Raw genomic sequence first — 23,430 nt, forward strand, 5'->3', positions numbered from 1 at the left:
ATTAAAAATTAATCAAATCTTTTAGAAAGGTGGTGAGTATTATGCTAAGTTTATTTAAAAGAAAAGATAAAACAAATATTAATGATAATCAAAATGAAAAATTAAAATTTTTAACTAATAAAAATAAAAGTACACATGCTTCTATTTTAAATTATTTTGGTTTTAATGATTTTAATCATGAAACTTATTTTACTGATTTTGTAGCAGAAAATAATGCTAATCTATATAATGCTCCATTAGATATTAATAATGAAACTATTAAACAATATTTAATTCAACAAGAATTTTATAGAAAAAATTGAAATTCTATTTTTAAATTAAGTAAATTAGGAATTAGTGGTTATTTAATTTATATTGCTAATGATAATTTATATTTTCAAGTAATAGATATTCAACAAAGAGTTTATGATATTACTGGTAAATTAATTCAATGTACTATTTTTTATGATAATTATGAACAAAATTCTCAAACTGTAAGATTATTTGAAGTTTATACATTAAATAATAAACAAGTAACTATTAATCGTGCAATTTATAGTATTAATGATAATAAAAAACAATTTCCATTAGATTTTAAAAAATATATTAATAATCCTAATTTATCACAAGAACAAACATTAAATATTAACTATATACCCATAGCAATCATGCGAAATAAAGCCAATGAGTTAGCAGATTGTGATAAAGTAATGGATAAAATTAAAGCATTAGATGTTATTTATGAACAAATTGTTTTAGATACTATTTTAAACTCACCTAAATTTATATTTAGTCAAACTTATGGTAATGTTCAATCAACATTAGAAGAAGCAGTAAGAATATTGGTTACTAAAAACTACATATTTAAAAGTGGTGGAGATAATAATGAACAAAACGAAAATATCAATATGACAAATAGTAATTTTAAAGGTAAAAATTTAACTGATATATATGATTGAAATGTTAATGAAATATTTAAACGTTGTGGTATTCATATACCAAGTCAAAAGAAATCTGCACAACAATCAGTTCCCGAAAGTACAGCAGTTAATATTTCAACCATTAATTATATTGAACAAAAATTATGACAATTTAATATTGATATTCTTAAATTTATTCAAATATTAGTAAGCGTAGATAAAGATTTATTAAATAGTAAAACATTTAATATTAATGATGAACAAGAAATTAATAATTTAACAGTTAAATTAAAATTATTTAATCCCGAAAATAACCAATTAATAGGAGAAAACAATGGACAACCAAGACAACAAACCACAAACCAAGTTTCCACAGAAACAAAAGCAAACTAAACTTAATCAAGCAGATGTAGAAAATGATTATTTAATAGATAATATTCCTTATGACTTTACAAATATGATGGGTGCTACTAGTGACCCTGATATTAATAGAGCATACGATGAATTTAAAAAAAGAACAATTTATATTTATGAAATTGAACGTTTATTTAAAAATAATGAAAATAATAATTTAAGATTTTCAGCAAATACCATTAAAATTGGTTTTATTGATATTGAAAAAATATTAAAAACTACTGCTGTTGAAACATCAGATTTTACTATGCAATTAAATCAAAGAGCAAGTACTAATATTAATGATAATACTATTGAATATAGTATGACTGATATTAAAAATTTAATATTTCAAGAAATAAATTTATTAAATCAATTTAAGTTATATGCTGTTTCTATTAATGAACAATTAACTGAAAATAATATTGATAATTTATATATTATTAATAATTATTCACAACCTTATCAAAATCCAAAAACAAGAAGTACTAAAAGTATTACTATTATTAAAATTAAAGATTTTAAAACACGAGATGGTTATCCCATTATTATTAAACTACAAAAACCATTAGATAAAGATACAAAAGTTATTGGTTTAAAAATTAAAGCCCCTAGAAGCATGATTTTTGGCAATATAAAGGTACTTGGTGAAGTTGACAATATGGAAGTATACCCAAAGTTATTTGTTAAAGATAAGATAGCATTTCCGCTATTATCAATGCCTATTGAAACTCAACCAAAAGTTAGAATATTAGAGCAATGATTTAGTGAACAAATATTACCTTGAAATTTATCAAAACAATTTATTGGACAAGAAAAATCAGTTTTAGATTTGATTAAAATTAGTACTGGAACTGAAACAAGAAGAGAAGTTATTAAAAACGCAAGAGTTACACATGCTTGATTAGGATATGAATTTGGTACTATTTATGATGGTAAATGACCATTAAAGAAACAAAAAGAATTAAAAGATAAAGAAGTTTGAGATTTTGCGGGTGAAAGTCAATTTTTTCAATATGTTGCAACTAATAATAAATTTGATGATATTGAAGTTGAAATACAAGATGCACCAACAGTTGATAGTTTACAAAAAAGTATTATTAAATATGCTAACTTATACATATACTTATAACAGAAACTTTGATGGTGCATCGTTAAGTAATGTTTTAAAAGAAATGAATGATTTAGATAAAATGCGTGCTAAGTTTGAGGGACAAAAACCAAATGAAGTTATTACTAATTTATTTAAACAATGAGAATTAGATTATCCTAACTATACAAATTTACCACAAGTTAAAATATTAAAACAAATAGTTATAATGCTATCAAAAAATATTTATTCAACCATGTCTATTAATAATGGTTTAAACGATGACTATAAATTATTATTGCCTTATTATTTTGAATTAAAATCAAATCCTATACATTCTACACCCGATAATGTTTGAGAATTTAAAGATATAAAAGTAGTACTAAAATCTGCATATTTTGATTTTACAGATATCAATAATATTAAACTAAAAAACAATGACATTAGTCAAAATGAATTATTGAAATTAGATGATAATCAATTTAACTGACTATCCATAACTAATGAATTAGAAAGCAATAATATACCATCATTAATTCCGGCAGATTGAACATTAGGTAATGGTGAGTATGGTAAATATTTTACACGATTAGTAATTGATAAAAATAAATTAGAAAGTTTTTTAAATTTATATGGTTCAAATAAATATCAATTATTTTCTAAATTAGAATTTTATAAAGAAATTTCACAAATTGATAATAATAATGATTTTGAATTACAAATTGAAAATCCGATTAACAATTTAAATCGGATTGAAGTTAGCGGAGTATTTGGTGCTGGTAATTATGATTTAATTTTAGTAACAGATAAACAAGAAATAAAATTAAAAAATATTAATTTATTTGATAAATATAATGAAAATATTTCTTATATAAATTTAGAGATTTAATTATCAAAATATCCATCTGGATAAATACCATCTCATTTTACTGCGTCATCAGTTAATTTATTTGATGCTCAGTAAAGAGTAATTTTATGTTTATTATTTACTGGTCTTGCTCAAATTATTGCCCCCCCCAGTGCGCTTCATGGTCATAATCAAAAAAATATGTTAATTGATTAGTTTTATTATATGAAACTATTCCTAATATTAAACCGGTAACACCAGTTATTACAGCAAATGATAATGCTATTTTTTGAAAATTTGTTTTTATTCATGTTTTCATAATAAATTTCTCCTTTTTTAAAATTTATTTAACTTTTTTTTGGAATTATACTTTTTATTTTTTTCATTTTCTTGATAAATAAATTGTATTGTTACTACATCAATAAACTGTTCATATAATTCAGGATTTTCTTTTCATTCTTCTACTATTTCATCTGAAATTAATTGGTCATTAAGAAAATTTGAAAACTTAATATCATGTTCACTACAAAAAACAGTAGGCTCATTAGTAACAGATATTATGTCATTCTGACATTTTTTATAAAACATTTAATTATTTTTTTCATAAACTCTCCTTTTTCCTTAATTTTACTTCTAAATTGTACTATTTTTGATTATTTTTACAAGTATGCTTATAAATGCAAAATAAAACCTAAATTAAAGGCGTTTATTTTATGATACCTATACTATTAATTATATTGAAATTGTTTATTATATTTTAAATATGAAAGTCGTTTTTTAAAAAGTTTTGATTTAATTTTAAATTACACTTATATATGTTTATAATAAAAAAGTAAATTAATTTTTTAAATATATTTACAATAAATTTAAAATTTAAAAAAAGTTAGGAGAAAAAATATGAGTTTTAATTATTTATGAACTTTAAAAGAAGCAACAAAAAGAATGTATCAATCATTTAAAGATGATGTAAAAAATCAATGAGAAAAAACAGATTGAAGAATCTTAAAAGAAAGAGATAGAAAATATATCCCCGTTAAAATTAAAACAAGAACTAGAAATACTATTAATGGTCTTGTTACTTATAAATGTCGTGATTATAAATATTATGATGAACAATTAAAAAAATGAGTTCCTATTTGTTTATTAGATGAAAAATTGCAATTACCTAAATACAAAAGGACTTGTCAAGATATCAAAAATAATGTTATTGAACATTTTGCAGATGGAAAAAGGTATATTGACATTTTACATACTATGAAACAAACAAAATTTAGCACAACAAGTATTAGTAGATTATTTCAAGAATATCAAGTTAGTAAATTAGATGTTCCTAAAATAAAATTAGAACCAAATCAATTTATTTATATTAGTATTGATGATGGACATCGAAAGTTTTGAAAATTTAAACGAAATTCTGGTAAATATTCAATGCGTTTAGTGTTATTTTGTACAGATAATGTTAATCATAAATTAGTTAATAAAAGAGTAGATGTAATAATAAGACCAACAAAAACTAAAATTGGAGTTCAAAAAACTGCTGAATTTATTTTAGAACAAGGAAATAGATTTTTTGAAAATTTTGACCAAGCAAAAATCATTATTTGTGGAGATAGTGCAGAATGAATTAAAGATGTTGCTAATTATTTAGATGCACAATTTGTTTTAGATAAATTCCATTTAGTTAAAAAGTTGTATGTAGGAATTATTGCTGGAAACAAAGGAAAATATTTTGAAGAATATAATACTTGTAGAAACTTTATTGAAAATGGTCAATATGATGAATTAATAAAGTATATGAATGAAATATTAAAAAATCATAAAAAATTAAAAAAACAATATTTTAAAAATAATAAACAAGGAATTGAAAATCAAGGTGCAAAATGAAATATTGGTACTTTTGCTGAAAGTAATATTTGATATATTTTAAAAGAAATGCTTGGTAATAGAACATATAGCATAGATATTTATATTAAAATGGTTATTTTTAAGTGTAATCTTGTGAATTCTAAAACATAATCAAAATTTTTATTTTTATTAAAATATTAAAAACTTATTAATTAAAAGTTAATAAGAATTTTTATTGTGTATTTATATTAAATTTTCTTATTGATTTTTTAATATTTGTATTTTAATTGAAATTAATTTAATTTAGTAGTAATATTTACTTACAATTGCATATAATTACAATTATTTCTTGTCTATAATTTAAAAGAAATGTTTAAAAAGTAATTATATCCTCCGTTTTTGTTACTGTCCCAAGTATGTAATTCATTACGTTTTATCACTTCAACATTTGCATTTATGATTGTTTTGATTTCAGAAGCAAATTTTTCACCAGTATAACCAGCATCTACTATTATTTTTTGAACTGCAGAAAGATTTTCTTTTTCATTTTCAATCATTATTATAGCGCTATTACGATCTGTTTTTTCTGCTGTGGTTATGTAAATTGCATGTGGTAAACCTTGAGAATCAACAACAATATGACGTTTTATGCCTGAAATCTTTTTACCAGCATCATAACCTTTATTTTCAGTAGTATCTGTATTTTTAACACTTTGCGAATCAATTATACAAAAACTAGTTTGTTCTTTGCGATTATTATTGATACGAACTTTTTTAACTAATTTTTTTTAAAATTAATTGCAATACACTAGGTTCTTTACCATTATTTTTACTTCAAATTTGAAAATAATAATATACAGTTTGTCATTTTGGAAAATTTTTTGGTAGCATTCTTCATTGACAACCACTTTTTAATACATATAAAATTGCACAAAATACTTCATATAAATCTAAACTTCTTGGTTTTGTTTTCTTTTTGCTATTTTCTAAAATTGATTTTATGTTCTCAAATTGTTCTTTGGTGACATGACTTGGATAATTTTTATGCATATATACCTCTTATTTTAAAATATATAATCATTTTACATTATTTTCGAAAAGATTCTAAACAGGTTCTAAAAGAATTGCCTCCATTATGTCGTAGCGGTACGGCCACCCCTATATTGTTTATCCTCACTTTCTTGGTTTTACGACATTCCAAGTAGGAGAGTTTTATTTGGTTGGTTTTGCTATTATTTTCTTAAACTAAGCAAGGTTAACGACAATTTTAACCTAATTAAAAAAGATAGAATTTTATATCTATCTTTTTCTTAGTTTTTGGAAATTTTATACCAACCGAATATTTTACGGGTCTAACAAAGGAGTAAAAATATGATATTTTTTGAAACCCCTAGATTAAAAATTAGACAGTGAAAAGATAGTGATTTAGATGAACTTGTTTTATTAAATTCTGATAAAGATGTCATGAAATATTTTCCTAGTACATTATCAAAAGATGATACAGAAAAATATTTTTCGAAAATTAAAAATAATTTAAATAATAATGGATTTGGTTTTTATGCTGTTGAATTTAAAAAAGACAATAAATTTATTGGTTTTATTGGCTTTAGCGAAGTTGATTTTATTGATGATTTTAGACCATGTATTGAAATTGGTTGGCCTTTAAAAAAGTGTTTGAGGTCAAGGAATAGCAACAGAAGCAGCTAAAGAATGTTTAAAATATGCAAAAAACAATTTAAAATTCACTGAAATTTATAGTTTTACTAGTATATTAAATATTAAATCAGAAAATGTAATGAAACGAATAGGTATGAAAAAAATAAAAGAATTTTATCATTCAAAAATAAATAAAAGTGATATTTTAGCAAAACATGTTTTATACAAAATTAATATTTAGAAAGTAAAAAATGTTTAATAAATTGTCTCTAATTTTTATAGATATCTATTAGTAGAAATATTTAAATTAAACTTTAACCCTTATTTAAATATAAGGGTTTTATTATAAAATTTAAAATTAATTGTTGACAGTAGAATTTGGTATTGAAAATTGATATCATTATGTATAAACCTAAACAATCTTATTTAATTTAATTTTTTTATTTTAAATACTTATTTTAAATACAAAGGATGAAAACAATGAAAGAAACTAAACTTGAAATTAATGGACGTATTTTGACAGAGCAAGAAGCATTAAGATATCAAAAAATACAAGATTTATATAAACAAAATTATGATATTTATGGACGTAATTGAGAAAGAAATTATAATTGTGAAACTTTAAATAGCAAATTTAGAAATAAAAATAAAGAAGAGTTAGCAAAATTTGTTGCTAATTTACCTAATGATCAAATTAAAATGGCAGGTAGATTAATGACAAAAAGAGAAATGGGAAAGGGTTCAATCTTTGCTCATTTGCAAGATCAAACAGGTAAATTTCAAATTTATTTAAAACCAGAATATGTTAATCAAAAAAAATTTGAATGATTTGCAGAATATGCAGATTTAGGTGATTTTTTTGGTATTAAAGGTAAGGTTATGAAAACCAATAAAGGGGAACTAACAGTTCAAGTATATGATATTGTAATGTTATCAAAAGCACTTAGACCTTTACCAGATAAATTTCATGGTTTAACAGATATTGAAGAACGTTATCGACGAAGATATGTAGATTTAATTATGAATCAAGAAACTAAAAAAACATTTTTACAACGTACACAAATTATTAATGAATTAAGAAGTTTTTTAAATAATAAAGGTTATTTAGAAGTTGAAACACCTATTTTACAAGAAGTATATGGTGGTGCTGCCGCTAAACCTTTTATTACTCATCATAATACATTAAAAACCGATTTATATTTACGGATTGCTACTGAATTACATTTAAAAAGATTAATAGTTGGTGGCTTTGAAAAAGTTTATGAAATTGGTAGATTATTTCGTAATGAAGGTATGAGTAAAAAACATAATCCAGAATTTACAACTATTGAAATTTATGTTGCCTATCAAGATATGAAATATATGATGGATTTAACAGAGTCTTGTATAAAACATTTAATTAATACAGTGCATAATAAATTAACATTAGAATATGATGAAAATATATTAAATTTTGAAAAATCATGAACAAAAATTAGTATGATTGATTCAATTAAAAAAGCTATGATCAAAGATGAAGAGTTTACTAAAATTTTCCAAGAAATTAGTGATATGATTTTAAAATATCATAATATTGAAGATGATAATATTAGAAATATTGAAAAAAATAAAACATTTAAACTTATATTAAAACTTGCAAAAAGTTATAAACTTCATATTCCAGATCATTATAATAGTACTGGTTATATTATTAATTTATTTTTTGAATCTTTTGTTGAAGAAACTTTAATTCAACCTACTTTTATTTTTGATTATCCAATTGAAATTTCACCACTTGCTAAATTAAATAAAAATAGTAAAGAGTTTACTGATCGTTTTGAATTATTTATTGCTGGTAGAGAATATGCAAATGCTTATTCGGAACTAAATGATTCTTTGCAACAATATAATCGTTTTGAAGAGCAAGTAAAAGAAAAAAATAGTGGTAATGATGAAGCAGCAACTATGGATTTAGACTTTGTTGAAGCATTGGAGTATGGTATGCCACCAACAGGTGGATTGGGAATTGGTATTGATCGTTTGGTTATGTTAATAACTGGCCAAAATAGTATTAAAGATGTATTATTATTTCCGCATATGAAACCTAGAACTGAAAAATAATTTTTGTGATAAATTTTTATTATATAAACATATAATAGTAATTTATCTTTTTTTTAAAAAAAGATAAATTACTTAGTTATAATCAAGATAGTTCTTTAGAATAAGGAGCGTTTTATTGTTATTAACATAAAAGATTGAAAAATATAAGTTTTCAAACCCATTGTTTTATTTAAAAACAATTGGTTTTTTTATTTTATAAATAAAATTTAGGAGAATAAGATTTATGCCTTGATTTAATGAATTAATAAAAAAATTTAGAAATTATCCTTTAACTGATGAAAATTTAGACGAAGTTGTTGAAACTTTTAAGAATTTTTTTAAAGAATACAATGAAAAAGATAATTTTTTTTCTAATTCAGAAGATACTGATTTTGAAAACCCAAGTACATGGGCGGTTGTCAAAGTTACGAAATAATTAATTATCATATTAGTAACTTATTTCCAAATGAATTATTTGGGCGCATTGCAAACTTGGATACGATTTAATAAAAATATAAATGAGAGATAAAACTCTCATTTTTAATTGTTGAACAATTATAATTAATTATTTTATTAAACCAGCAGTTTATTAAAGTAATTAATTATTCCATAAGTAAATAAAAAATTATGTAGGCTATTGTGCTGGAATTAACCAATAGTAATTTTTGTCATGCTCTTTGAAAATTTCAGAAATTTTGGTTCCCTTCCCCTAGAACCCCTACCCTCCAAGGCTTTGCTACTTACAGTAGCATAAGCCTTACGTATAGTAAGTAGGTAAGTATTTAGTTAGTAGTATATAAGCCTTTTATCACTGTAGGTGATAAGGCTTATACGTAGAAGTAGAAAGGATTCATAATGATTAATGTTAATTTAGATATTAAAAATAAAGTTAGAGAAACAACTAAAGGTATGTTATTAGAAATTGGTGAATATGAAACATGATTTCCTATTAAAGATACTACTATTAATAAAAATAATAAAAAAATAACATTAAAAATAATTGAAGATTTTAATTATAAATTAGGTAAAAAATCAATTACAAAAGATATTGAAAGTATTAAAGGTAGTGATATTTTAAAATATATTAAAAATATTCCAGATATTACTACTACTGAAAATGATTTAATATCTTGTACATTTTATGAACAATATAATGGTTATTATATTTTTACAAATGATAAAAATCAAGAATGTTTTAAATATAACATTACATGAGAACAAGATATGAAAAGTTTTAAAATAAATAATCCATATAAAGATAATGATAAACCAATAAATTATATTGTTACACCAATGAAAGATATAAATACTCATAATGAAAAAATATTTTATTTAAAGTATTAAAGGAAATTAATATGTTACTTAGTTTTGAAAAAATAGAATTAATTAAAAAATTATGTAATGAAAAATTACTTAAAAATAAAAAATATATTGAAATACAAGAAATATTAAAAATTATAGAAAGGGATTAAAAATGGAAGAAAAAGAAAAGAAAGAATTAATAGAACAAAAAATAAAAATAGTAAAAGAACATCAAAAAAAGTGATTAAAAATAAAAATAATTATTACTTTAATTTCAATTTTAATTGGATTAATAATTTTATTAATTACTGTAAGTAAATATTCTTAATTAAAGGAGTAATATAAATGCTTAATTTAAAAGAAGATAAAAGAATATATAAAATATTTGGTTCATGTGATATATGTAATAAAAATTCATCATTTGCAAATAGAACTTGTAATAAATGTTTTTATAAATTAATAGGTGAAAAAAATGAAATATAATATTCATAATGAAAAATATATTTGAATTAGTGAATTAGATAATAGTTATTATTGTAATAAATGTATTAATGAAATGATTGAAGAAGATATGTATTTAACAAGTGAGAATTGAGATTACTTATATGAATATTATATTAATGAATTACAATTAGAAAATTTCTTTAATTTTGTAGAAAAGTAATGATACATGATAAAGTGTTATTTTTAGAGAATTTTTACACTAAATAATGTTACTTTTAACAAATTTTTAATTAAAAATAATATTTTAAGTGTAAATTGATGAATAATTTTTGGTCATCCATACTTTTCTACATAATTAAAAGAAAATTTTAAAGGAGTGTAAAAAATGAATCAATTAGAATTACAAAATGCAATGAAATTAATAGAAAAATTTGAAGAATTACAAGAAGAATTTAATAGTAAATATGAAGATTTAGAAATTGAAATTGATAATGATGGTGATTTAAAAATTAATTGTGATTATTTTAATTATAAAAATGTAAATCAATTAGAACAAGTAATTATTGATTATAAAAGAATTATTAAAAGTTAAAGGAGATGAATATAAATGGTAGCAGCAGCACTTAAAAAACATCAAGATAAATTATTAATTAAAAATTTAAAAATTCGTCTTACTAAAAATGACCATTATGAATTAAAAACATATTGTTATGAAAGAAATATAACTATGAATGATTTTGTAAGAGATTTAATTAAAAATGCAATAAATAGAAAGAGTGATAAAAATGAATAATTTATATAAAAAAATACTTAAATTACAATTAGAAATTGGTAATACACCTAAAAATGGTTTTAATAAATTTGGTAATTATAAATATTGATTATTAAGTGATATTTTTAATAAACCTGAATTGTAAATATAAATGGGACAGTTTTTTAAAATAATTGTATTAAATCTATTGGTCTTTTATAAGATAGTGATTTTCTGGGTGTAGAATTAATTTGAAATGCTATAGTATTTAAATCTTTTTGTTTATATGAAGATAGATCTGTAGATTTTGGTAAATATCTTCTTAAAATACCATTATTATTTTCATTTAAACCTCTTTGACAAGGTTTACCAGGATCTGCAAAATAAATCTTAACATTACAATTTTTTTCGATTAATTTTCATTTACTAAATTCTTTACCACGATCAAAAGTAATAGTTTTAACTGTTCCTTTTTGTAACTTTGAAATAAATTTTATTATACTTTTTGTAATATTTTCTGATTTATTATTTTTAGTTGCTAAAGGAATTGTGGTTTTTGATCATATATCAGCTAAAGTAATAATAGAACTTTTATGATCTTTACCAATGATAGTATCACCCTCTAAATGACCAAATTCTTCTATATTTTTAATATTAGGAATGATTAAATTTCTTTCATGAATAGACTTACAATTATTAATTCTGCCCCTAGTTTCTTTTTGTTTGTGAGGTTTATTTTTTCCTTTTCTCAATAAGTTATTTTCATCAAAACCCATTCGATTTGTTTTAAACATGTTATATAAAGTTTTTGTTGAAATACTTTTTATTTTATTTTCCTTTAAAAAATTAGCAATTATATCAAGAGCATAATTTTTAGTAATTAACAAATGATTAATAGTATTAATTTCTATTAAAGTTAAAATTATTAATTTTCTACCTGCATTTTGTTTATTTTTTTGAATTTTATTCAATATTTCTAATGGTAATAAGTTTTGATTTAATAATCTACAAACTCTATGTACAGTTGATTTACTATAATCAATGGCTTTTGCTATTTTACGAATCGAAAATCCATAACTTTTATATTCTTTTATTGCTATTATTGATTCAATAGTCAGATACTTATACATTGTGCTAATTCCTTTCTTTTCTTAATTATAGAATTAACACAATTTAATTTTTATATAAGTGTCCTTTTTAATTTTACAATTCAGGAAATTTAAATTATTATGTAAAGAATTTAATATTGTTATTACACATGAAGATATATTAACAACTGATAGAAAAATTAATTATTTAGATAAAAATGAAGTAGAAATAACTTATTTTAAAAGATATACAATTATTGATTTAGATAATGATAAAGAAAGTAAATATTTTGATATATTAGCTTGTGCTAAAAATACAGATGTAGCAAAAGCAAAAGGTAGTGCAGAAACTTATGCTTATAGATATTTTTAATGAATTTATTATTAAGTGAAGATGAACTTGACCCAGATAATGATAATGTTAATGTAATTCAAAATAATAATAAACAACAAAATAATTATATTAATAATATCAAAATACAAAATGAAAAATGAGAACCAAGTGAAAAACAATTAGATTATTTTGAAAAATATATGATTACAAATACAGTTTTATTTGATGAATGTATAAGAGAAGATATGGAAAGATTAAATCCAAATAATAATAAAGATTTTTTAATATTAATGGGTAAAAATTATTTAGATAATTTATTTGATAAATTAAGTGAAATTAAAGAAAGATTTAAAAAATTAAAAAATCCTGAATTGTAAAATTAAAAAGGACACTTATATAAAAATTAAATTGTGTTAATTCTATAATTAAGAAAAGAAAGGAATTAGCACAATGTATAAGTATCTGACTATTGAATCAATAATAGCAATAAAAGAATATAAAAGTTATGGATTTTCGATTCGTAAAATAGCAAAAGCCATTGATTATAGTAAATCAACTGTACATAGAGTTTGTAGATTATTAAATCAAAACTTATTACCATTAGAAATATTGAATAAAATTCAAAAAAATAAACAAAATGCAGGTAGAAAATTAATAATTTTAACTTTAATAGAAATTAATACTATTAATCATTTGTTAATTACTAAAAATTATGCTCTTGATATAATTGCTAATTTTTTAAAGGAAAATAAAATAAAAAGTATTTCAACAAAAACTTTATATAACATGTTTAAAACAAATCGAATGGGTTTTGATGAAAATAACTTATTGAGAAAAGGAAAAAATAAACCTCACAAACAAAAAGAAACTAGGGGCAGAATTAATAATTGTAAGTCTATTCATGAAAGAAATTTAATCATTCCTAATATTAAAAATATAGAAGAATTTGGTCATTTAGAGGGTGATACTATCATTGGTAAAGATCATAAAAGTTCTATTATTACTTTAGCTGATATATGATCAAAAACCACAATTCCTTTAGCAACTAAAAATAATAAATCAGAAAATATTACAAAAAGTATAATAAAATTTATTTCAAAGTTACAAAAAGGAACAGTTAAAACTATTACTTTTGATCGTGGTAAAGAATTTAGTAAATGAAAATTAATCGAAAAAAATTGTAATGTTAAGATTTATTTTGCAGATCCTGGTAAACCTTGTCAAAGAGGTTTAAATGAAAATAATAATGGTATTTTAAGAAGATATTTACCAAAATCTACAGATCTATCTTCATATAAACAAAAAGATTTAAATACTATAGCATTTCAAATTAATTCTACACCCAGAAAATCACTATCTTATAAAAGACCAATAGATTTAATACAATTATTTTAAAAAACTGTCCCATTTATATTTACAATTCAGGACATATAAAATTGCACAAAATACTTCATATAAATCTAAACTTCTGAGGCTTTTAGAAATCTGTGTATCTTTGTTTTACAAAGTACTAGTTCAGATTAATTCTGTCTTCAAATTTTATCATAAAATGAGCAATTGCTGTATTTCAATTTTGAATAGGCAATGTTCATTTTTTTGTTATATTTTCAATTGCTAAATAAAATATTTTAAAAACTGACATATCATTAGGAAAAGCTTTTTTGGGCAATGTTTAGTAATCTGTGTAACTTACAAAAATAACTATGTTTAATTAATTCTAGTAAATATAATTAAATGACTAGAAAGAGTGAGTTACAGATGGCTAAAAAACAAAATATTAATAATAATGATCCAATATCAAAAGCAGTAGATTTATTATTAGAAAATACTGAAGATTTAACAACAGTTTTTAAAGAAGGGGGTTTATATAAAGAATTAACAAAACGTTTAGTTGAAAAAATGTTGAATTCTGAAATGCAAAATTATTTAGGATATGAAAAAAATCAACATAGTAATACTGAAAATGCTCGTAATGGTACAAGTTCAAAAAAATTAATAACTCAACAAGGTAAAATTGAGATTGATGTACCAAGAGATCGCAATAGTGATTTTACTCCTGTAATAGTTGCAAAAAGACAGCGAAGATTTGATGGTTTTGATCAACAAGTGCTTTCACTATATGCAAAAGGTATGACTCTATCTGACATTAGAATGCAGTTACAAGAGTTATATCATGGTGCTGATATTAGTGAAAGTGTTATTAGTCAAATTACTGATGATGTTATTGATGATGTCAAAGCATGACAAAATCGACCATTAGAAAGCGTTTATCCGATTGTTTATTTTGATTGTATAGTAGTTAAAGTTCGACAAGATAAACGGATTATTAATAAATCAGTTTATATAGCATTAGGAGTTGATTTAGAAGGTAAAAAAGATGTTTTAGGCTTATGAATTAGTGAAAATGAAGGTGCTAAATTTTGATTAGCTAATTTCACAGAAATGAAAAATCGAGGCTTAAATGATATTTTGATTGCTTGTAGTGATAATTTAACAGGCATGTCAGAAGCAATACAAGCAGTTTATCCTAAAACAGAACATCAATTATGCATTGTTCATCAAATTCGAAATAGTTTAAAATATGTTTCATACAAACATCGAAAAACTCTAGTTACAGATTTAAAACCAATTTATAGTGCATGTAGTGAAGAACAAGCAATGCAAGCTTTAGAATCATTTGAAAGTAAATGAAATAAACAATATCCCCAAATTGCTAAATCTTGATATAAAAATTGAGAAAATTTGATGATTTTTATTAGTTATCCTGCAGAAATCAAAAGAGTAATTTATACAACAAATGCTATTGAATCTGTTAATAGTCAATTACGAAAAGTTATTAGAAACAAAAAAGCTTTTCCTAATGATATGTCAGTTTTTAAAATATTTTATTTAGCAATTGAAAATATAACAAAAAAATGAACATTGCCTATTCAAAATTGAAATACAGCAATTGCTCATTTTATGATAAAATTTGAAGACAGAATTAATCTGAACTAGTACTTTGTAAAACAAAGATACACAGATTTCTAAAAAGCCTCCTTTTTTGTTTCTAATAACTTTTCGTAATTGACTATTAACAGATTCAATAGCATTTGTTGTATAAATTACTCTTTTGATTTCTGCAGGATAACTAATAAAAATCATCAAATTTTCTCAATTTTTATATCAAGATTTAGCAATTTGGGGATATTGTTTATTTCATTTACTTTCAAATGATTCTAAAGCTTGCATTGCTTGTTCTTCACTACATGCACTATAAATTGGTTTTAAATCTGTAACTAGAGTTTTTCGATGTTTGTATGAAACATATTTTAAACTATTTCGAATTTGATGAACAATGCATAATTGATGTTCTGTTTTAGGATAAACTGCTTGTATTGCTTCTGACATGCCTGTTAAATTATCACTACAAGCAATCAAAATATCATTTAAGCCTCGATTTTTCATTTCTGTGAAATTAGCTAATCAAAATTTAGCACCTTCATTTTCACTAATTCATAAGCCTAAAACATCTTTTTTACCTTCTAAATCAACTCCTAATGCTATATAAACTGATTTATTAATAATCCGTTTATCTTGTCGAACTTTAACTACTATACAATCAAAATAAACAATCGGATAAATGCTTTCTAATGGTCGATTTTGTCATGCTTTGACATCATCAATAACATCATCAGTAATTTGACTAATAACACTTTCACTAATATCAGCACCATGATATAACTCTTGTAACTGCATTCTAATGTCAGATAGAGTCATACCTTTTGCATATAGTGAAAGCACTTGTTGATCAAAACCATCAAATCTTCGCTGTCTTTTTGCAACTATTACAGGAGTAAAATCACTATTGCGATCTCTTGGTACATCAATCTCAATTTTACCTTGTTGAGTTATTAATTTTTTTGAACTTGTACCATTACGAGCATTTTCAGTATTACTATGTTGATTTTTTTCATATCCTAAATAATTTTGCATTTCAGAATTCAACATTTTTTCAACTAAACGTTTTGTTAATTCTTTATATAAACCCCCTTCTTTAAAAACTGTTGTTAAATCTTCAGTATTTTCTAATAATAAATCTACTGCTTTTGATATTGGATCATTATTATTAATATTTTGTTTTTTAGCCATCTGTAACTCACTCTTTCTAGTCATTTAATTATATTTACTAGAATTAATTAAACATAGTTATTTTTGTAAGTTACACAGATTACTAAACATTGCCAAACTTCTTGGTTTTGTTTTCTTTTTGCTATTTTCTAAAATTGATTTTATGTTCTCAAATTGTTCTTTGGTGACATGACTTGGATAATTTTTATGCATATATACCTCTTATTTTAAAATATATAATCATTTTACATTATTTTCGAAAAGATTCTAAACAGGTTCTTAGAAAACAAAGGATTTGGAATAATTGTAGTTAAAGTTGAAATTGTTATTAAATTTAAGATTTTTTTCACTTTTTGTGTTCTCCTTATTTTCTTATTATTTTAATTTTTATTAATTTAATAACAAAATTAAAAATTGTATGAGTCATAACTAAAATAAATCCAATTATTGTAGAAACTAAACCAATAATCAATCAATCTGGATAGGGTAATTTTAAATATACGTGAGTTGCCATAGTAATAATTCCAAGTAAACACAAAACACCACCAACTCCATAACCAATAATTTTTAATATTATATTTTCTAATAAAATGATATTTTTTTCAGAAAAATTATGGTTCACATTTATCACCCCTTTAAATTGTCCATATTTATTGTTTTTAGCGTTGTTTAAGAATATGAATGGTTTTTTCGTATTCATATTCTTAAATTCAAACGAATTATCTTTGTTTAAACTCTATATAAACATGATTATTATACAATTGTTCTGTGTTGTTTACAAATTAGAATTTTTTTTAATTATGTAGAAAAGTATGGATGACCAAAAATTATTCATCAATTTACACTTAAAATATTATTTTTAATTAAAAATTTGTTAAAAGTAACATTATTTAGTGTAAAAATTCTCTAAAAATAACACTTTATCATGTATCATTACTTTTCTACAAAATTAAAGCAATAATCTAAAATTTTAAAAATTTTAATTTCATCTTTTTTAACATTTTTTAAAATTTCATCTTTATATTTTTCATAATAATTATATTCTAAATTAATAATATCTAAAAAATCAAATCCTGTTTTAGTTAAAAATTGCATTATTTTTCAATATTCTTTACTATTTGTAGTTAATTTTATTTCTTTGCCTAATATACTAGCAAAATTCTTAATTGCTCAAGGTTTTATTGAAACTTCTCATTTATTAATGATTAAAATTGGCATTGTTTTACCAATAATTTCAATACTACTATTACAAAAAGAAAATTTAACTGAATAATTTTTTAAAATTTCAAAATCAGTAAATGCTATCATTCCATCAAATTTATTTTTTCCAAAATTTGCTTCAACAAATGTTACTTCATAAAAAATTTTATCTTTTACAAAAAATGGTTTTATTTTTTTTATATAAAAACGTTTATCAAATCTAATTTTTAAATTATTTAATTTAGATTGCAAAATTTTTTCAGATATTTTTTCATAATACTCTTTAGAAGCAGTTTCTTTATTAATGGGAAACTTATTTAGATTATGAAGAACATTAATATTATAAGTTTGTTTTAAAAATTTTTTTATTTTAATCAAAAATTCATAATATTTCAACATCAATCTCTCTGAATTTTCTTCACCAACATTATAATGAGAAACTGAAATTTGTACATAATCATGAAATTGTCTTAAAAATTTTAATTTTCCTATGGATTTTATATACTTAATAGCGCAAGTTATATCATTATATTCCATTGGATTTATAGATACTTGTTTTTCAACAGAATATACTTTCAAAAATACAGCTTCAATAAAATTACGAAGACTAGCTAGAATATTTCTTTAATTTTGTAGAAAAGTAATGATACATGATAAAGTGTTATTTTTAGAGAATTTTTACACTAAATAATGTTACTTTTAACAAATTTTTAATTAAAAATAATATTTTAAGTGTAAATTGATGAATAATTTTTGGTCATCCATACTTTTCTACATAATTAAAAGAATATTTTCCTTTAATTTTGTAGAAAAGTAATGATACATGATAAAGTGTTATTTTTAGAGAATTTTTACACTAAATAATGTTACTTTTAACAAATTTTTAATTAAAAATAATATTTTAAGTGTAAATTGATGAATAATTTTTGGTCATCCATACTTTTCTACATAATTAAAAGAATTAACTACAACGAGTTAGTTCATCAAGATTTACTCATCAAATGACTATCTCAACAAAATGACATTATTTCATATCAAACAGAAAAAGAACTAAAAGCAGAAAGTTATCGAGAAAAAGGATATCCTGACTTATTAGTTCACTATGAAAATAAAATCATGATTATTGAATTTGAAAGAACTAGAAAAACTAAACAACGAATGAGACAAAAGTTTGATGGATTACGACATTATTGTAAAAACGGATGCGAAGTTTTACTTTTAGTTCCAAATGAAAGCATGAAAAAATTCGTTGATGAACAAATCAAAATTTACAACTGAAAACTAGCAACTTTCAAAACCCAAATATTTAATATTAATATAGACAATTAATAGTTAAATTTTGGTTAAAACTTAACTAATTGTAAAATACACAAAATTTGATAACATATAGCTGTTATCCAATATATAAGTTTTAACCCATTACTTTATTTTAAAAGTAAATGGGTTTTAATATTTAAAAGGAGATATTAACATGACTGACAAAACTAAATCACAAACATATAATTTTCTATTAGAAAATAAATCCATAGAAGATATTTTAAAACAAGAAAACATTTTTGTGAAAGAAATCAAAAACAAGAGACATGGAGGAAAAACATATAGGATTGATAATAATCAACAACTTAATGATGATTCCTTAGAAAATAATATAAAAAATTTAGAACCAATTGGTATTAGTTTAATAGATAACCAAAATATGCAAAAAACAAATGTTGATACATGAACAAAACTAACTAATTACTTAAATTGAGCAACACCAAATGCAGAACAACTAATACAAGCTCAAAGAACAATTCAAGAAAAAGACAAAGAAATTGAACAACTTAAAAAGCAAATTGAAGAATTAAAACAATCAAAACAAATCAATGTGAATTTCAATAAGTTTAAATATAATGCTGTAACAATTTATGATGAAAAACAAAGAAAAAAGACAAGAATTGAAAAAATTTACGAAGAAATTTTACCAATTAATAACAAAGTTTATTTTATAACGACCATTCAACATATTGATAATTCAATTAATGAAGAGGTAATATATTTTCAACACCTTACAAATGGTGATATACAAGTTGTTAAACAAATAAAGAATTATAAAAATATCAATGATTATAAAAAAGATATTTTACTAATTAATGACATTTCAACCCATAACATTAATAATTTTCAATTTGTACCAATTAAAGACTTTTTAAAACAACAACAAGGTTTCAAATTAAAACCAAATAAAAGTGAAATAGTTACATGAATAATTACTTGGTTAATAATACCCCTAGGTGTAGTGGCTATTAATCTTATTCATCCACCATTATTAATAATAAGCCTTGTAATTGGTGGTATTGCTACAGCCCTTAGAGGAGGGGTAGAATTTTTTTCATCAACTGCAAAAAAAGTTTGATCATGATTTTCAAATAAATATTTTAAAAATAAAGAACAAAAAGAAAAACTTAAAAAAGAACGCGAATCAATAATTAAAAATCTTACCAGTAATAAAACAGAAATTAAATTAGAAACACAATATGATATTTTAAAACAAGAATTGGATAATAGAAAAGAGAAAAATCCAGACCAATTAATAAGTAGTGAAACAATTAATCAAAATTCAAATATTGAATCAGTAAATAATCAAAATTTTGATTCATCTATACGCAATACAGTAAACCAACAAGAACAACTACCATCAACAACTTCAAATCATAACTGAAATAAAGTAAAATGCTTATTAACAACATAATTAATAACATCTAAATCACTATTTTTCAAAATAGTGATTTTTTACTAATTTTTTACACATTTTTAGTTTTAAAAATATATACTTTTATTGAATATTTTAAGTGTATAAAAAAATATTCAATAAAAATAATAAAGGAGAAAAATATGTGAAGATCATGTAATGAATGAAGCCAAGCGGATAAAGATAAACATAACAAAGAAGCTAGAGAAACAAACAAAGCTTGAGGAGAAAAAAACGAAAGAGAAAGACGAGAAAGAGTTGCTAATGCTCTTAGATTTGAAAAAGATAAATCAAAAATAAACAATGAAGCTTCAACAAGTAAAAATCAAAGCTCTAGTAGTAAGTCACAAAAAATGTAAATATTAAATACTTCAAAACTGCACAATTGTGCAGTTTACTTAACAATTTTGTGTTTTCTTACTATAATTTTACATTATTTCTGCAATGAGTTCTTCATATACTTATTTTTAAACAACATGGAACAATGTATAATAATATAGTGTTTAAACAAATATAAAACGTTGAATTTAAGAATATGAATGGTTTTTTATATTCATATTCTTAAACATCGATAAAAACACTTGCAAGTGTTTTATCTTTCAAAATCAAAATTAAAGGGAAAAGAAAAAATGATAATAGACGATTATATTCAACAAATAAATAATTTAATTTGTAAAAATATTGATAAATCAAATCCAGAAAGAGGTTTTTCATCAGAAAATATTTTTAATTATGTAGAAAAGTATGGATGACCAAAAATTATTCATCAATTTACACTTAAAATATTATTTTTAATTAAAAATTTGTTAAAAGTAACATTATTTAGTGTAAAAATTCTCTAAAAATAACACTTTATCATGTATCATTACTTTTCTACAAAATTAAAGGAAAATATTCTAGCTAGTCTTCGTAATTTTATTGAAGCTGTATTTTTGAAAGTATATTCTGTTGAAAAACAAGTATCTATAAATCCAATGGAATATAATGATATAACTTGCGCTATTAAGTATATAAAATCCATAGGAAAATTAAAATTTTTAAGACAATTTCATGATTATGTACAAATTTCAGTTTCTCATTATAATGTTGGTGAAGAAAATTCAGAGAGATTGATGTTGAAATATTATGAATTTTTGATTAAAATAAAAAAATTTTTAAAACAAACTTATAATATTAATGTTCTTCATAATCTAAATAAGTTTCCCATTAATAAAGAAACTGCTTCTAAAGAGTATTATGAAAAAATATCTGAAAAAATTTTGCAATCTAAATTAAATAATTTAAAAATTAGATTTGATAAACGTTTTTATATAAAAAAAATAAAACCATTTTTTGTAAAAGATAAAATTTTTTATGAAGTAACATTTGTTGAAGCAAATTTTGGAAAAAATAAATTTGATGGAATGATAGCATTTACTGATTTTGAAATTTTGAAAAATTATTCAGTTAAATTTTCTTTTTGTAATAGTAGTATTGAAATTATTGGTAAAACAATGCCAATTTTAATCATTAATAAATGAGAAGTTTCAATAAAACCTTGAGCAATTAAGAATTTTGCTTTAATTTTGTAGAAAAGTAGTGGTATTAGTAAAATTAGCAAAAATATATTTTATATGGTATTTTTAATATTAAAGAGGTGATTTTAAATGAATAAAAATACAGTAAAAGAAATTTTAAATAATTTGTCTGATAAAGATTTTATTGAGATTTTTAGAGAAAATAAAACTAGAATTAAACAAATTGAGAAAAAAGAAAAATTTGAAGCAGTCGAACAAAAATTCAAAGAGAAAGGGATTCAATGTCCAGATTGTAGTTCTTTTTTGTGTACTAAATATGGTAGTAAAGATTATAAGCAAAGATATAAATGTAAAAGTTGTAATATTACTTTTCATGCTTTTAAAAATCATTATTTTTATTGAAGTCATTTATCTCATGATCAATGAGATTTATTGATACAAATAGCTACTTTAGGTCAATCTGCTTACATTATTTCTCAATTTATTAATACTACAAATAAAACTGCCTGATTTAATCGTCAAAAATTTATGAAATCAACACAATTAGTAAAAACACAAAATCAATTTGTAAAATTAAAAGCTAGAATTGAAATTGACGAAACTTTTATCAAAGAAATTCATAAAGGAAACTTTAAAGATCCAAATGATCCAAGAAAACAATGAATTGAAGAAAATGCTAAAGATTTAAATTGTTGTATTCAAATGGCAATTGATGAAAACCGAAATATCTATGCTCAAACAACAAATACTAAAAGATTAAATAAAAAATGAGTACAAGAAAACTTAACATCGAAACTTATCGAAGAAAATTCAATTATAGTTTGTGATATGCAAGTATTATATGATACAGTAGCTAAACAAACTAAATCCACTATCCAGCAGTTTAAATCAAAAGAAAATAAAGAATTAAATTATAAAAAATTAAGTAATGTCAGTAAAATACAATCAAGTTTAAAAGAATTTATTACTCATTACCATGGCATTGGATTTACCAATATTCAAAATTACCTCAATTTATGGAAATGAAAATATCAACACTACGGATTAACCCCTTATCAAAAATCCAATGTGTTATATTTCAGTTTGTAAAAAAAATAAATCCCAAAATTTAATAAAATCAAATTTTAAGTCAAGTTGATGACTT

32 protein-coding genes and 3 pseudogenes are annotated in these 23,430 nt (G+C 22.1%); 25 read left to right on the forward strand and 10 right to left on the reverse strand.

Annotated features, from left to right (window positions below; genetic code table 4):
• The first annotated feature begins 41 nt into the window (after positions 1 to 41).
• Genes AAHH39_RS01305 through AAHH39_RS01315 form a run of 3 tightly spaced genes read left to right on the forward strand, consistent with a single transcriptional unit; the run spans position 42 to position 3,271 of the window.
• On the forward strand, positions 42 to 1,292 hold the full coding sequence (locus AAHH39_RS01305) for a hypothetical protein (protein ID WP_342218567.1): 1,251 nt from the start codon (positions 42 to 44) through the stop codon (positions 1,290 to 1,292).
• Complete coding sequence (locus AAHH39_RS01310) at positions 1,234 to 2,424, forward strand: hypothetical protein (protein WP_342218568.1); 1,191 nt, start codon at positions 1,234 to 1,236, stop codon at positions 2,422 to 2,424. The genes AAHH39_RS01305 and AAHH39_RS01310 overlap by 59 nt, the downstream gene beginning before the upstream one ends.
• Positions 2,399 to 3,271 (forward strand): hypothetical protein, encoded by an 873-nt coding sequence (locus AAHH39_RS01315; RefSeq protein ID WP_342218569.1) that lies wholly within the window; start codon positions 2,399 to 2,401, stop codon positions 3,269 to 3,271. Before AAHH39_RS01310 ends, AAHH39_RS01315 begins: the two co-directional genes overlap by 26 nt.
• A gap of 115 nt (positions 3,272 to 3,386) precedes the next feature.
• On the opposite strand, the gene AAHH39_RS01320 is transcribed toward AAHH39_RS01315, so the two are convergent.
• Both AAHH39_RS01320 and AAHH39_RS01325 read right to left on the reverse strand, forming a co-directional pair.
• A complete protein-coding gene (locus tag AAHH39_RS01320; RefSeq protein ID WP_342218570.1) occupies positions 3,387 to 3,548 on the reverse strand; it encodes a hypothetical protein in 162 nt (53 codons plus the stop codon).
• A 17-nt stretch (positions 3,549 to 3,565) separates the two neighbouring features.
• A complete protein-coding gene (locus AAHH39_RS01325) occupies positions 3,566 to 3,817 on the reverse strand; it encodes a hypothetical protein (RefSeq protein WP_342218571.1) in 252 nt (83 codons plus the stop codon).
• A gap of 309 nt (positions 3,818 to 4,126) precedes the next feature.
• On the opposite strand from AAHH39_RS01325, the gene AAHH39_RS01330 reads away from it, so the two are divergent.
• The gene (locus AAHH39_RS01330; RefSeq protein ID WP_342218572.1) at positions 4,127 to 5,245 is read left to right on the forward strand and encodes an Mbov_0401 family ICE element transposase-like protein; all 1,119 of its coding nucleotides are present in this window, start codon (positions 4,127 to 4,129) and stop codon (positions 5,243 to 5,245) included.
• 182 nt (positions 5,246 to 5,427) lie between these two features.
• On the opposite strand, the gene AAHH39_RS01335 is transcribed toward AAHH39_RS01330, so the two are convergent.
• Together AAHH39_RS01335 and AAHH39_RS01340 are read right to left on the reverse strand one after the other, a co-directional pair.
• Entirely contained in the window at positions 5,428 to 5,856 is a 429-nt protein-coding gene (locus AAHH39_RS01335; protein ID WP_342219304.1) for a transposase, read from the reverse strand.
• Positions 5,849 to 6,124, reverse strand: coding sequence for a transposase (locus AAHH39_RS01340; RefSeq protein ID WP_342218383.1), 276 nt, complete (start codon positions 6,122 to 6,124; stop codon positions 5,849 to 5,851). The genes AAHH39_RS01335 and AAHH39_RS01340 overlap by 8 nt, the downstream gene beginning before the upstream one ends.
• 321 nt (positions 6,125 to 6,445) lie before the next feature.
• On the opposite strand from AAHH39_RS01340, the gene AAHH39_RS01345 reads away from it, so the two are divergent.
• The 11 genes from AAHH39_RS01345 to AAHH39_RS01390 all read left to right on the forward strand — a co-directional run bounded on the left by AAHH39_RS01345 (position 6,446) and on the right by AAHH39_RS01390 (position 11,472).
• Positions 6,446 to 6,781 (forward strand): GNAT family N-acetyltransferase, encoded by a 336-nt coding sequence (locus AAHH39_RS01345; RefSeq protein WP_342218573.1) that lies wholly within the window; start codon positions 6,446 to 6,448, stop codon positions 6,779 to 6,781.
• 28 nt (positions 6,782 to 6,809) lie between these two features.
• Positions 6,810 to 6,971 (forward strand): hypothetical protein, encoded by a 162-nt coding sequence (locus AAHH39_RS13210; RefSeq protein ID WP_425288915.1) that lies wholly within the window; start codon positions 6,810 to 6,812, stop codon positions 6,969 to 6,971.
• Positions 6,972 to 7,210: 239 nt separating this feature from the next.
• Positions 7,211 to 8,830 carry a lysine--tRNA ligase gene (locus AAHH39_RS01350; RefSeq protein ID WP_342218574.1) on the forward strand — a complete coding sequence of 540 codons (1,620 nt, stop codon included), beginning with the start codon at positions 7,211 to 7,213 and terminating at the stop codon, positions 8,828 to 8,830.
• Positions 8,831 to 9,053: 223 nt separating this feature from the next.
• Positions 9,054 to 9,245, forward strand: a complete 192-nt coding sequence (locus AAHH39_RS01355) for a hypothetical protein (RefSeq protein ID WP_342218575.1) — start codon at positions 9,054 to 9,056, stop codon at positions 9,243 to 9,245.
• 419 nt (positions 9,246 to 9,664) lie between these two features.
• A complete protein-coding gene (locus AAHH39_RS01360) occupies positions 9,665 to 10,153 on the forward strand; it encodes a hypothetical protein (RefSeq protein WP_342218576.1) in 489 nt (162 codons plus the stop codon).
• 130 nt (positions 10,154 to 10,283) lie between these two features.
• The gene (locus AAHH39_RS01365) at positions 10,284 to 10,439 is read left to right on the forward strand and encodes a hypothetical protein (protein ID WP_342218577.1); all 156 of its coding nucleotides are present in this window, start codon (positions 10,284 to 10,286) and stop codon (positions 10,437 to 10,439) included.
• 17 nt (positions 10,440 to 10,456) lie between these two features.
• A complete protein-coding gene (locus AAHH39_RS01370) occupies positions 10,457 to 10,594 on the forward strand; it encodes a hypothetical protein (RefSeq protein WP_342218578.1) in 138 nt (45 codons plus the stop codon).
• The gene (locus tag AAHH39_RS01375; RefSeq protein ID WP_342218579.1) at positions 10,584 to 10,775 is read left to right on the forward strand and encodes a hypothetical protein; all 192 of its coding nucleotides are present in this window, start codon (positions 10,584 to 10,586) and stop codon (positions 10,773 to 10,775) included. Before AAHH39_RS01370 ends, AAHH39_RS01375 begins: the two co-directional genes overlap by 11 nt.
• Positions 10,776 to 10,940: 165 nt before the next feature.
• Positions 10,941 to 11,147: a hypothetical protein gene (locus tag AAHH39_RS01380; RefSeq protein WP_342218580.1), complete on the forward strand. Its 207-nt coding sequence runs from the start codon at positions 10,941 to 10,943 to the stop codon at positions 11,145 to 11,147.
• 15 nt (positions 11,148 to 11,162) lie between these two features.
• The gene (locus AAHH39_RS01385) at positions 11,163 to 11,348 is read left to right on the forward strand and encodes a hypothetical protein (protein ID WP_342217557.1); all 186 of its coding nucleotides are present in this window, start codon (positions 11,163 to 11,165) and stop codon (positions 11,346 to 11,348) included.
• The gene (locus tag AAHH39_RS01390; RefSeq protein WP_342218581.1) at positions 11,341 to 11,472 is read left to right on the forward strand and encodes an ERF family protein; all 132 of its coding nucleotides are present in this window, start codon (positions 11,341 to 11,343) and stop codon (positions 11,470 to 11,472) included. The genes AAHH39_RS01385 and AAHH39_RS01390 overlap by 8 nt, the downstream gene beginning before the upstream one ends.
• Positions 11,473 to 11,491: 19 nt before the next feature.
• Here AAHH39_RS01390 and AAHH39_RS01395 read toward each other — a convergent pair whose 3' ends face one another.
• A complete protein-coding gene (locus AAHH39_RS01395) occupies positions 11,492 to 12,436 on the reverse strand; it encodes an IS30 family transposase (RefSeq protein ID WP_342217458.1) in 945 nt (314 codons plus the stop codon).
• Positions 12,437 to 12,494: 58 nt separating this feature from the next.
• Between AAHH39_RS01395 and AAHH39_RS01400 the strand changes: the two genes are divergently transcribed.
• The 3 genes from AAHH39_RS01400 (at position 12,495) to AAHH39_RS01410 (ending at position 14,123) form a co-directional block, all read left to right on the forward strand.
• Positions 12,495 to 12,767: a hypothetical protein gene (locus AAHH39_RS01400; RefSeq protein ID WP_342218582.1), complete on the forward strand. Its 273-nt coding sequence runs from the start codon at positions 12,495 to 12,497 to the stop codon at positions 12,765 to 12,767.
• A complete protein-coding gene (locus AAHH39_RS01405; RefSeq protein ID WP_342218583.1) occupies positions 12,767 to 13,105 on the forward strand; it encodes a hypothetical protein in 339 nt (112 codons plus the stop codon). The genes AAHH39_RS01400 and AAHH39_RS01405 overlap by 1 nt, the downstream gene beginning before the upstream one ends.
• 73 nt (positions 13,106 to 13,178) lie before the next feature.
• Positions 13,179 to 14,123, forward strand: coding sequence for an IS30 family transposase (locus AAHH39_RS01410; RefSeq protein WP_342217458.1), 945 nt, complete (start codon positions 13,179 to 13,181; stop codon positions 14,121 to 14,123).
• 115 nt (positions 14,124 to 14,238) lie between these two features.
• Here the strand turns inward: AAHH39_RS01410 and AAHH39_RS01415 are convergent.
• Positions 14,239 to 14,391, reverse strand: a pseudogene (locus AAHH39_RS01415) (IS256 family transposase); the annotation flags it as partial.
• 95 nt (positions 14,392 to 14,486) lie between these two features.
• On the opposite strand from AAHH39_RS01415, the gene AAHH39_RS01420 reads away from it, so the two are divergent.
• Positions 14,487 to 15,725 (forward strand): IS256 family transposase, encoded by a 1,239-nt coding sequence (locus AAHH39_RS01420; RefSeq protein ID WP_342219293.1) that lies wholly within the window; start codon positions 14,487 to 14,489, stop codon positions 15,723 to 15,725.
• 42 nt (positions 15,726 to 15,767) lie between these two features.
• On the opposite strand, the pseudogene AAHH39_RS01425 reads toward AAHH39_RS01420, so the two are convergent.
• From AAHH39_RS01425 to AAHH39_RS01440, 4 genes and pseudogenes are all read right to left on the reverse strand, one after another.
• Positions 15,768 to 16,859, reverse strand: a pseudogene (locus AAHH39_RS01425) (IS256 family transposase); the annotation flags it as partial.
• A 57-nt stretch (positions 16,860 to 16,916) separates the two neighbouring features.
• Positions 16,917 to 17,051, reverse strand: coding sequence for a hypothetical protein (locus AAHH39_RS01430; protein WP_342218586.1), 135 nt, complete (start codon positions 17,049 to 17,051; stop codon positions 16,917 to 16,919).
• A 151-nt stretch (positions 17,052 to 17,202) separates the two neighbouring features.
• Positions 17,203 to 17,460, reverse strand: coding sequence for a hypothetical protein (locus tag AAHH39_RS01435; RefSeq protein ID WP_342218587.1), 258 nt, complete (start codon positions 17,458 to 17,460; stop codon positions 17,203 to 17,205).
• Between the two features lie 311 nt (positions 17,461 to 17,771).
• Positions 17,772 to 18,575 (reverse strand): hypothetical protein, encoded by an 804-nt coding sequence (locus AAHH39_RS01440; RefSeq protein ID WP_342218588.1) that lies wholly within the window; start codon positions 18,573 to 18,575, stop codon positions 17,772 to 17,774.
• A 378-nt stretch (positions 18,576 to 18,953) separates the two neighbouring features.
• On the opposite strand from AAHH39_RS01440, the gene AAHH39_RS01445 reads away from it, so the two are divergent.
• From AAHH39_RS01445 to AAHH39_RS01470, 6 genes and pseudogenes are all read left to right on the forward strand, one after another.
• A complete protein-coding gene (locus tag AAHH39_RS01445; protein WP_342218468.1) occupies positions 18,954 to 19,367 on the forward strand; it encodes a hypothetical protein in 414 nt (137 codons plus the stop codon).
• 142 nt (positions 19,368 to 19,509) lie between these two features.
• Positions 19,510 to 20,769 (forward strand): hypothetical protein, encoded by a 1,260-nt coding sequence (locus tag AAHH39_RS01450; protein WP_342218589.1) that lies wholly within the window; start codon positions 19,510 to 19,512, stop codon positions 20,767 to 20,769.
• Positions 20,770 to 20,912: 143 nt separating this feature from the next.
• Positions 20,913 to 21,128, forward strand: coding sequence for a hypothetical protein (locus AAHH39_RS01455; RefSeq protein WP_342218590.1), 216 nt, complete (start codon positions 20,913 to 20,915; stop codon positions 21,126 to 21,128).
• A 351-nt stretch (positions 21,129 to 21,479) separates the two neighbouring features.
• Positions 21,480 to 21,611, forward strand: a pseudogene (locus AAHH39_RS13215) (IS30 family transposase); the annotation flags it as partial.
• A gap of 15 nt (positions 21,612 to 21,626) precedes the next feature.
• Positions 21,627 to 22,340: a hypothetical protein gene (locus AAHH39_RS01465; RefSeq protein WP_342218592.1), complete on the forward strand. Its 714-nt coding sequence runs from the start codon at positions 21,627 to 21,629 to the stop codon at positions 22,338 to 22,340.
• A 75-nt stretch (positions 22,341 to 22,415) separates the two neighbouring features.
• Complete coding sequence (locus AAHH39_RS01470; RefSeq protein WP_342217913.1) at positions 22,416 to 23,375, forward strand: transposase-like zinc-binding domain-containing protein; 960 nt, start codon at positions 22,416 to 22,418, stop codon at positions 23,373 to 23,375.
• Positions 23,376 to 23,430: the final 55 nt, after the last annotated feature.

It is taken from the genome of Spiroplasma endosymbiont of Amphimallon solstitiale (genome assembly GCF_964030965.1).
In the GTDB taxonomy this organism is placed as follows: domain Bacteria; phylum Bacillota_I; class Bacilli_A; order Mycoplasmatales; family VBWQ01; genus Spiroplasma_E.